6 protein-coding genes and 9 tRNA genes (1 of these 15 running past the window's edge) are annotated in these 9,840 nt (G+C 38.3%); 1 reads left to right on the forward strand and 14 read right to left on the reverse strand.

The annotated features are described in order from the left end of the window. The first annotated feature begins 48 nt into the window (after positions 1-48). The gene (locus ACO1DI_RS09130) at positions 49-846 is read left to right on the forward strand and encodes a TIGR00266 family protein (protein WP_423145206.1); all 798 of its coding nucleotides are present in this window, start codon (positions 49-51) and stop codon (positions 844-846) included. Positions 847-884: 38 nt separating this feature from the next. Here the strand turns inward: ACO1DI_RS09130 and ACO1DI_RS09135 are convergent, their stop codons facing one another. From ACO1DI_RS09135 to ACO1DI_RS09200, 14 genes are all read right to left on the reverse strand, one after another. Then, positions 885-3,296, reverse strand: a complete 2,412-nt coding sequence (locus ACO1DI_RS09135) for a glycogen/starch/alpha-glucan phosphorylase (protein WP_042991844.1) — start codon at positions 3,294-3,296, stop codon at positions 885-887. Between the two features lie 13 nt (positions 3,297-3,309). After that, positions 3,310-4,740 carry a glycogen synthase GlgA gene (gene glgA, locus ACO1DI_RS09140; RefSeq protein ID WP_033579578.1) on the reverse strand — a complete coding sequence of 477 codons (1,431 nt, stop codon included), beginning with the start codon at positions 4,738-4,740 and terminating at the stop codon, positions 3,310-3,312. Next, a complete protein-coding gene (locus ACO1DI_RS09145; RefSeq protein ID WP_115655015.1) occupies positions 4,737-5,762 on the reverse strand; it encodes a glucose-1-phosphate adenylyltransferase family protein in 1,026 nt (341 codons plus the stop codon). Before ACO1DI_RS09145 ends, glgA begins: the two co-directional genes overlap by 4 nt. A gap of 22 nt (positions 5,763-5,784) precedes the next feature. Then, complete coding sequence (locus tag ACO1DI_RS09150) at positions 5,785-6,936, reverse strand: glucose-1-phosphate adenylyltransferase (RefSeq protein WP_016765788.1); 1,152 nt, start codon at positions 6,934-6,936, stop codon at positions 5,785-5,787. Next, positions 6,887-8,848 carry a 1,4-alpha-glucan branching protein GlgB gene (glgB, locus tag ACO1DI_RS09155; RefSeq protein ID WP_423145207.1) on the reverse strand — a complete coding sequence of 654 codons (1,962 nt, stop codon included), beginning with the start codon at positions 8,846-8,848 and terminating at the stop codon, positions 6,887-6,889. Before glgB ends, ACO1DI_RS09150 begins: the two co-directional genes overlap by 50 nt. A 295-nt stretch (positions 8,849-9,143) precedes the next feature. Further along, positions 9,144-9,215, reverse strand: a tRNA-Glu gene (locus ACO1DI_RS09160). A gap of 20 nt (positions 9,216-9,235) precedes the next feature. Then, positions 9,236-9,326, reverse strand: a tRNA-Ser gene (locus ACO1DI_RS09165). Positions 9,327-9,329: 3 nt separating this feature from the next. Beyond that, positions 9,330-9,404: transfer RNA gene (locus ACO1DI_RS09170), tRNA-Asn, on the reverse strand. 3 nt (positions 9,405-9,407) lie between these two features. After that, positions 9,408-9,484 (reverse strand) — tRNA-Ile (locus ACO1DI_RS09175). Positions 9,485-9,490: 6 nt separating this feature from the next. Further along, a tRNA-Gly gene (locus ACO1DI_RS09180) sits at positions 9,491-9,564 on the reverse strand. Positions 9,565-9,575: 11 nt separating this feature from the next. Beyond that, positions 9,576-9,651, reverse strand: a tRNA-His gene (locus tag ACO1DI_RS09185). Positions 9,652-9,661: 10 nt separating this feature from the next. Then, positions 9,662-9,737 (reverse strand) — tRNA-Phe (locus ACO1DI_RS09190). Positions 9,738-9,745: 8 nt separating this feature from the next. Continuing rightward, a tRNA-Asp gene (locus tag ACO1DI_RS09195) sits at positions 9,746-9,821 on the reverse strand. Between the two features lie 4 nt (positions 9,822-9,825). Continuing rightward, positions 9,826-9,840 (reverse strand) — tRNA-Met (locus ACO1DI_RS09200); it runs 62 nt beyond the window's last position.

A 9,840-nucleotide genomic window follows, 5' to 3' on the forward strand; every position in this document is an offset into this window, starting at 1 on the left:
GATGACATCGAATGAATAGGAGATTAGAATTATAATGAGGTGAAAATGATGAATGCACATGAAATTGATTACAAATTGTATGGAGATGACATGCAGTTTGTTGAAATTGAATTAGATCCTTCAGAAAGTGTTATAGCAGAAGCTGGAGGAATGATGATGATGGAAGATGATATTGAGATGGAAACCATTTTTGGTGACGGTTCTTCCTCCAACAGCAGCGGGCTTTTTAATAAACTAAAAGGAGCTGGGAAACGCGTATTAACTGGTGAAAGTTTATTTATGACGGTATATACAAATAACGGCTATCACAAACGAAAAGTATCTTTCGCTTCACCTTTTCCAGGCAAGATTATTCCTGTCGATTTAGAACAGCTCGATCATAAAATCATTTGTCAAAAGAGCTCCTTTTTATGCGCTGCCAAAGGCGTATCCGTTGGCATTGATTTTCAAAAAAAACTAGGAACGGGCTTCTTTGGCGGTGAAGGTTTTATTATGCAAAAATTAGAAGGTAATGGCCTCGCATTTTTGCATGCAGGCGGGACCATTCATAAAAGACAGCTGCAGCCGGGTGAACGCCTTCGCGTGGATACTGGATGTTTAGTGGCCATGACCCGTGATGTAAACTACAACATCGAATATGTAGGGAAAATTAAAACAGCTCTGTTTGGAGGAGAAGGCATGTTTTTTGCTACTCTGTCAGGACCAGGAACAGTTTGGATTCAATCTCTTCCTTTTAGCCGACTAGCCGATCGCGTTTTATCAAGTGCAGTTTCGCCAACGGGAGGTAAAGGTGAAGGCAGTATCCTTGGTTCTTTAGGTAATTTCTTAAACGGTGACAACAGATAAAATAAAAAAGGTGTAGTCTTTGACTACACCTTTTCTATTTATTGATTTAATAAATTTTTAGTGGAGTGAATTCCCCAAATATCAGATGCATATTCCTCAATCGTTCGATCACTAGAAAAAAAGCCGGAATGTGCAATGTTCGTCGCACTCATTTGAAGCCATTTATTTTCATTTCTATAAGCTTCGTTTACTTTTTGCTGTGCCGTAACGTATGAGTCAAAGTCACGGAGTACATAGTATTCATCATTTTGCATTAATAATGAATCATATATAGGCTCGAATAAGTCATATGTGTCTGGTAGGAAGCCGTTTGTAAGCTGCTCGAGCACTTGTCGAATCCGCTTATCATGATGGTAATAATCATAGGCACGGTATCCCCCATTTTGCTGATAGCTCAACACTTCTTCGGCTTTTAATCCAAAAATAAAGACATTATCTTTTCCTACTGCCTCGCTAATTTCGACGTTCGCTCCGTCCAGCGTGCCAAGAGTTAACGCTCCGTTCATCATGAATTTCATATTTCCCGTTCCCGAAGCTTCCTTGCTGGCGGTTGAAATCTGCTCACTGACATCCGCTGCAGGAAAGATATACTCAGCAAGTGACACCCGGTAGTTTTCTAAAAAAACGACTTTTAAAAACGGTGATGTTTGTGGATCATGATTGACAACATCAGCTACAGAATTAATTAGCTTGATGACTTTTTTTGCATAATAATAACCGGGAGAAGCTTTCGCACCAAAAATAAATGTACGAGGAACGATTTGAAAATTAGGGTCTTCTTTTAATCGATTGTACAAATACATAATGTGCAGCACATTTAAAAGCTGTCTTTTATAAGCATGAAGCCTTTTAACCTGTACATCAAAAATAGAATGTGAATCTATTTTAATTCCCGTTTGCTCTTGAACAATATCCGCAAGCAGCTTTTTACGCTGTTGTTTTACTGTTTTTAGTCCTTGTAAAAAGCTTGGATCTTCCACATACTCTTGGAGCTTTATAAGAGAATGCGGCTGTTTAATCCATTTATCTCCTATCACCTCGGTAATAAGAGAGGAAAGCTGCGGGTTAGCTTTTAACAACCAGCGCCGGTGGGTAATCCCATTCGTTTTATTGTTAAATTTAGCAGGATAAAACTGATAAAAATCTTTCATTTCTCGTTCTTTTAAAATATCAGTATGAATCTTTGCAACGCCGTTTACTTTATAACTTCCCACAATTGCTAAATGAGCCATCTTTACTAACCCGTGCGCTAAAATAGCCATATTTTCAATCCGCTGCCAGTCTCCTGGATATACTTCCCATAATTCTTTACAAAAGCGTTCATTAATTTCTTCAATAATCATATAAACGCGTGGAAGCAAGGGCTGAAATAAGTCAATCGGCCATTTCTCAAGGGCTTCAGAAAGAGTCGTATGATTTGTGTATGATATAGTATTGGACGTAATATGCCATGCATCTTCCCATTCCATTTTTTCTTCATCCAGTAAAATTCTCATTAGCTCAGGAATCGCAAGTACAGGATGCGTATCGTTAATATGAATGGCTACTTTTTCGTGAAAGTTTGTAAGTGTTTGATAGGTATTTCGATGTGCTCTGATAATACTTTGTAAGCTAGCTGACACAAGAAAATATTGCTGTTTCAATCTTAATATTTTACCATCTTCATGTGTATCATCCGGATATAAAAATTCTGATACAGCCTCTGTTTGACGCTTATACTCCATCACATCTTTATGTACTGGAAATGATGAAGGCTCCGCATTCCAAAGGCGAAGTGTATTCACTGTATCTGTTTTATACCCGATAACCGGGATGTCATAAGGAACAGCAGAGACCGGTTCTCCTTTTACATGACGAAAAGAAAATTTCCCGTCTTCCTGTACCATTTCAACTTCGCCCCAAAAATTCACTTCGATAGCTTGATCTAATTTGCGTACCTCCCATGAATTCCCATGCCTTAACCACTGTTCTGGGAGCTCAATTTGAAAGCCGTTTACAATCTTTTGATCAAACAAACCGTGTTTATAGCGAATCCCATAACCATGGCCAGGAAGATTAAGTGAAGCAAGAGAATCTAAAAAACAAGCAGCCAGCCTGCCTAATCCGCCGTTTCCTAATCCTGCGTCTACTTCTATTTCCTCAATATTTTCAAGTGAAATATTCAGATCACTTAATCCTTCTTTTACAACTTCCCGAATTCCTAAGTTCAACAGATTTTGACCCAATAGTCTGCCTAATAAAAATTCGATAGAAAGATAATACACTTGCTTTGTATGTGAAGACCTATGAATTTCATTGGTTGAAATCCAATCGCTGCTAATATACTCTCGCACCATATTTCCTAATGTATGATAGTGATCTTGAACAGTAGATTCTTTAAAGCTCTTTCCATATGTCATTTCCAGCTTTTTTAAAAAAGCCTCTTGAAAGCTTTTTTTATCAGAGAACAATCTGCTCACCCTTTCACGATGGAGTAGATGTCAAATTTGAATACAATTGATTATATTTAAATGCCGATTGCCCCCAGCTATAATCCTGACTCATAGCATCCATCATTAATTTTTTCCATACATCTTTCTGGTGATAAAATGAAACAGCTCTTTCTAACGTATGAAGCATGTCATGAGCATTATAATTCTTAAAAGAGAAGCCATTTCCCTCTCCGCTATATTCATTATAAGCTTTGACCGTATCATTCAGGCCGCCCGTTTCACGCACGACTGGAATGGTTCCATATTTTAAAGCTATTAATTGTCCGAGTCCGCAAGGCTCAAAACGGGAAGGCATTAAAAATAAATCCGTACCGGCGTAAACTTTATGAGCAAGTTCCTCATTAAAACCAATAATGGCTTTCACTTGTTGCGGGTACGTATCTTCCATCTCACGGAAAAACTGCTCAAACTCGTGTTCGCCAGTTCCTAAAATAACAATTTGGGCTCCTAAGTTAACCGTCTCATGGAAAACGTGCTTAACTAAATCTAATCCCTTTTGCTGAGTTAACCTTGTAACCATCGAAATAATTGGAACATCCTTATTTTCTTCTAATTCAAGATAGCGCTGGAGCTCTTTTTTATTTTTATATTTTCCTTCAATCTCTTCTACCGAATAAGGATAAGATATAAGCTGATCTGCGTCTGGGCTATAAGCTTCTTCATCGATTCCATTTACAATCCCAATTAAATCTTGATTTCGCTGACGCAATAATCCATCTAAACTTTCTCCGTAATATGGCATTTGAATTTCATCTCGATATGTAGGACTTACCGTGGTAATTTTATCAGCTGATACAAGAGCCGCTTTCATAAAATTAATATTCCCATAAAACTCGAGCTGGCTTGTAGTAAAATAATAATCATTTAAATTTAATAACTCATATAAATTGCTCTTAGGGAAAATTCCTTGGAATTGCAAGTTATGAATCGTAAAGACCGTTTGAATATGATCGTACATATCATAATTAGCACGAAGTAAAAATGGAATCATAGCCGTATGCCAGTCATGACAATGAATAATATCAGGCTCATTCTCTAAAAATGGGATAGCTTCAAGCACGGCTCTGCTGAAAAAAGCGAATCGTTCAGCATCATCGTAGTGCCCATATAAGCTATCTCTTTTAAAATAATATTCATTATCAATGAAAATATATTTAACGCCATCCATTGTTAACGATTCAATTCCGCAGTATTGTCTTCTCCATCCAACCTGCACATGAATCACTTTTTCAAGCACCATTTCGTCTTGATAATGTTGAGGAATTGTTCCATACTTTGGCATGACTACACATACGTTCGTTCCTAACTTTTTTAATTCTTTAGGCAGAGCACCAGCTACGTCTGCCAACCCTCCTGTTTTAATAAAAGGGACACATTCTGATACAGCAAATAATACATTCACGACTTCATCAACGCTCCTTGAGTTGTTCCTTTAGCAATGACTCTAGGTAGTTCAGACTCACCTAGCAACGTTTCATTACTTCCTATTTTCACATCTTTGTCTAAAACAACATTTTCTAATACACTATTTTCTAAAATAACGCCTTTTTGCATCACAATGCTATTCTTAACGACCGTACCTTTTCCAATTTTAACGCCTCGGAAGATAATACTATTTTCCACATGTCCTTCAATCACACACCCGTTTGCGATCATTGAGTTTTTCACAACCGCTTTCTTTGCGTAACGAGTAGGCGGTTCATCTTTTACTTTAGTGAAAACAGGACGTTCGTTGATGAATAGCTGCTTCCAAACATCTGGAGATAAAATTTCCATACTTGTTTTATAGTAGGCATCTAAGCTAGAAATCTCAGCCGTATATCCATGGTGCTCATACTTTTCTACACGATGAGATTGTGCCATATATCGAACCATTTCTTTAATCGTATAAAAATCATGCGATTCATTTTGCAAAATATTAACTAGAATAGATTTATTAATAATATACATATTAAGCGATTTATCGCCCTGCGTCATTTCAGTAATATCTGCATTTGAAGCAATATGACGCTGCAGTGCATGCTCAAAGTCAACTGTACATACCGTATAACTATTAGCAATTAATACGTATTCCTGCTTACTTCTTAAAAAATAATCAATATGATAACGGAACTGCGTGAATAGTGATGGACTTTCTAAGTGTAAATCACTTGTCATAGGAGGGAAGATAAACAATCCATCTCGCTTCCGGTCCAAATCCCATTCTTTTCCTGAACCTATATGATCCATCAATGCGCGATAGCGATCACGAGGAAAAATGGCAACGCTCGAAATTCCAGAGTTCACCATATTAGAAAGCGTAAAATCGATTAATCGATAGCGCCCTGCAAAAGGAATGGCAGCAATCGATCTATAAAAAGTTAAAGGCTGCAGCGCTGTTGTGTTTGTACAAGCATCAATAATACCAAGCATTTGATTATTCAATGTCGTTCATCCTCTCTGTTCGTTAAATGCATTTAGCAACTGATTCAATCAATTCTTGAGTAACAAGAATTACTTCTTCGCTTCCTTTGGTCGGTCGAATAATAGTACCGTCTGGAACTTCAATATCCGATGGAACAATTGCGTTTTCAATATATACGTTAGAGCCTATCTTTGCAGTAGGCATGACAACCGTTTTCTTAACCTCAGAACCTGAGCCGATTTGTACACCTGGAAATAACACGGACTGCTCTACGTTTCCTTCGACAACGCACCCTTCATTTACTAATGACTCCACCACGCAGGCGTTTGGCGCGATATATTGAGGAGGCTGATTAGGGTTAACAGAGTATACTTTCCATGAAGAGTCAAATAAATTAAGCTCGTCTTTATCACATAACAAATCCATATTCGCTTCCCACAAGCTTTTTACAGTTCCTACATCTTTCCAATAACCTTGGAATGGGTATGCAATTAGCTTTTTCTTTTCATCTAGTAAAAGTGGAATAACATCTTTACCAAAATCATGGCTTGAGTATGGATTGCGTGCATCCATTTCTAAATATTCTTTTAAAATACTCCATTTAAAAATATAAATTCCCATAGAAGCTAGATTATTTTTAGGACGCTGTGGCTTTTCATCGAACTCCATTACGTCTAGGTCACTATTTGTATTTAAAATACCAAAACGGCTCGCTTCTTCCCAAGGTACTTCAATAACAGAAATCGTTACGTCTGCTTCTTTGTTTATATGATAATCAAGCATATTTTCATAGTTCATTTTATAAATGTGATCACCTGATAGAATCAGTACGTACTCAGGATCATATTGTGTCAAATAATTTAAATTTTCATAAATAGCACTAGCTGTGCCTTTATACCACTTTACTCCATCTGACTCCGCGTATGGAGGCAATACTGTGACGCCACCATTCCGTCGATCTAAATCCCAAGCGCTTCCAATTCCAATGTATGAATTGAGAACTAGCGGTTGATATTGTGTTAATACACCTACTGTTTCAATACCTGAATTTGTACAATTACTTAAAGCAAAATCAATAATTCGATACTTACCACCAAATGGTACAGCTGGCTTTGCTAGATTTTTTGTAAGCGAACTTAGCCGACTACCTTTTCCTCCTGCCAATAACATCGCTACGCATTTCTTTTTTAACATGTTGTTTTCTCTCCCCTCGTTTTCTCTTTGCTCGTAGTATACTAATGCCAAACGGCGGAATATTCATTTCAATGCAAAAAGGTTGGCCGTGAAACGATTCATCCACTGATTTTAATGCCTTTTTATTTACAATGCCTGAACCGCCGTACACTTCGTCATCACTGTTAATAACTTCAATGTACTCTGTCTCAACTGGAACTCCAACTTTGTAAGAATGATATGGATGCTCAGAAAAATTGCTAACAACTATAAAAATCTCCTGATTTTCTTTCGACTTGCGAATAAAGGAGAAAATTTGTTGATGATGATTGTTAACATCAATCCATTCAAATCCATCTGGATTATGGTCTAATTCATATAAAGGCTTGCTTCTTTTATAAATCTTGATGAGATCCTTCAAATATCCGTTAAGATTGCGATGCATGTCAAAGTCATAAAGCATCCAGTCCAACTCTTCTAAATCTTTCCACTCATCAAATTGACCAAACTCTCCGCCCATAAATAAAAGCTTTTTTCCAGGGTGTGCAAAGAAATATCCATATAGCAGTCGAAGCTGTGCAAACTTGCGCCAGTAATCACCTGGCATCTTATTAAGCAATGATTTTTTCCCATGTACGACTTCATCATGAGAAAGCGGCAAAATAAAATTTTCGTTAAACGCATACATTAGTGAAAAGGTCATTTTATCGTGAAGATAGGGACGTCTTTCCACACCAGCTTCCATGTACGTTAAAACGTCATTCATCCATCCCATGTTCCACTTATAATTAAAGCCTAAACCGCCCTCATACGTAGGTGCTGTAACAAGGGGCCAATCCGTTGAATCTTCTGCCATCATTAATATCGTTTCATCAGATTTAAAAACAGCTTCATTCAATTTTTTTAAGAAGCTGACAGCTCCATCATTTACTGCTTTTCCAGAAGAATTTTGCCAATAAAGCATATTAGCTACAGCGTCTACTCGAAATCCATCTATATGGAAGTACTCCAACCAAAACAAAGCGTTCGAAATGAGAAAACTTTGTACTTCAGGCTTTCCTAAATCGAAATTAGCTGTTCCCCAAACATAGTTTTCACGGTCGGGTTCTTTTTTGTATTCATAAGTAGGTTCTCCATCAAACATATACAGACCATGTTCATCCTTACAAAAATGCCCGGGTACCCAGTCTAAAAGAACGCCTATATTATTTTGATGACACTCATCTATAAAGTTCATCAACTCTTTAGGTGTACCGTATCGACTGGTAGCAGAATAGTATCCAGTTCCTTGATATCCCCAGGATCGGTCGAGCGGATGCTCAATGACTGGTAATAACTCAATATGTGTAAAACCTTGTTCAGCAATATAAGGAATAAGCTCCTGTGCTAATTCACTGTATGTATAAAGGCTGCCATCTTCATGAGTCCTCCAAGACCCTGCATGCAGCTCGTAAATACACAGTGGTCTTTCATATATATTTTGCTGTTTTTTCTTTCTACGCCAATATTGGTCGTTCCATTTGTACCCATCCAATGAGTAAACAATTGACGCAGTGTTTGGACGCACTTCACTGAAGAAAGCGTATGGATCTGCTTTTAATTTTTTTTGATTGCTTTGTGTGATGATTTCATATTTATAAATAGTCCCTTGTTCTAATTCAGGGATAAATGTCATCCAAATACCTTCTTCATTAACTTTAACCATTGAATGTTGAAAACCGTTCCATTTATTAAAATCACCTATAACGCTTACACCCTTTGCATGAGGTGCCCACACGCAAAATCGTACGCCTTCAATTCCTTCTACCGTTACCTGATGCGCACCGAAAATAGAGTAACTGCGAAATAAGTTTCCTTCGTGATACAAATGAACATCAAATTCAGTAGGCTGAACCGCTAGATTCACTTTTGCCACCCCTTTAACTTCAAACATGATATACGCACATAATATACGCTTCTTACCACTCATTCCCTTTTATAGTAAAAACATAAACCTTTTCTACAAATATAATAGAATAAATGTTCTTTAAAATTACTCTTTATTCCATGCTCTTCATACTTTATTACTTTATGAATAATTCCATATGATATAGGGAAAATCCTGCTTAAAACTTACTTTTTATTCTGAAAATTCATGGTAATTATTCCTAACTATTATTTCTGTTTACTTAATCTTTAAAAAAGCGCAAATAAAAAAAGGTTTGCAATATATGCAAACCTTTTTAAGATGACCCGTACGGGATTCGAACCCGTGTTACCGCCGTGAAAGGGCGGTGTCTTAACCGCTTGACCAACGGGCCATATTTAAATTTAAAACGACTGGCGGAGAAGGAGGGATTTGAACCCTCGCGCCGCTTACACGACCTACACCCTTAGCAGGGGCGCCTCTTCAGCCACTTGAGTACTTCTCCGTATGGCTCCACAGGTAGGACTCGAACCTACGACCGATCGGTTAACAGCCGATAGCTCTACCACTGAGCTACTGTGGAATATGGTGGGCCTAAGTGGACTCGAACCACCGACCTCACGCTTATCAGGCGTGCGCTCTAACCAGCTGAGCTATAGGCCCATTATTTGGAGCGGGTGATGAGAATCGAACTCACGACATCAGCTTGGAAGGCTGAGGTTTTACCACTAAACTACACCCGCGTTACTTAAGATGGGGCGACTGATGGGAATCGAACCCACGAATGCCGGAACCACAATCCGGTGCGTTAACCACTTCGCCACAATCGCCGTCTTAAAATGGTGGCTCGGGACGGAATCGAACCGCCGACACAAGGATTTTCAGTCCTTTGCTCTACCAACTGAGCTACCGAGCCAAACAAAATGGCGGTCCCGACGGGAATCGAACCCGCGATCTCCTGCGTGACAGGCAGGCATGTTAACCGCTACACCACGGGACCACTTTGGTTGCGGGGACAG

Origin of the sequence: Priestia sp. 40, assembly GCF_049368575.1 — a bacterium.
In the GTDB taxonomy this organism is placed as follows: Bacteria; Bacillota; Bacilli; order Bacillales; family Bacillaceae_H; genus Priestia; species Priestia zanthoxyli.